This window comes from Bradyrhizobium sp. Kon58 (assembly GCF_055807455.1).
The window spans coordinates 1-262 of record NZ_JBVVOT010000481.1 but is presented as its reverse complement, the minus strand read 5'-3'; the positions used below and the strand labels follow the sequence as shown (position 1 = coordinate 262).

The window sequence follows — 262 nt, the reverse complement described above, 5'->3', positions numbered from 1 at the left end:
CGTGCCAATGGGTGGTGCCCGAATCGAACCACACGTCGAGGGTGTCACTGATTTTGTCGTACTGCGGCGCTTCGTCACCCAGCAGCTCGGCGGCGTCCAGCTTGAACCAGGCTTCGATGCCTTCCTGTTCAACGCGCTGGGCCACTTCTTCCATCAGCTCGACGGTGCGTGGGTGCAGCTCACCGCTTTCCTTGTTCAGGAAGAACGGAATCGGCACGCCCCAGTTGCGCTGGCGGGAGATGCACCAGTCCGGACGGTTGGC

General features: G+C 62.2%; 1 protein-coding gene. It reads right to left on the bottom strand.

Annotated elements, in window-relative coordinates; translation table 11 throughout:
- Nucleotides 1–262, bottom strand: a 262-nt coding sequence (locus tag AC0L20_RS41215; protein WP_473295864.1) for a class I tRNA ligase family protein, incomplete at both ends; no start/stop codon positions are given.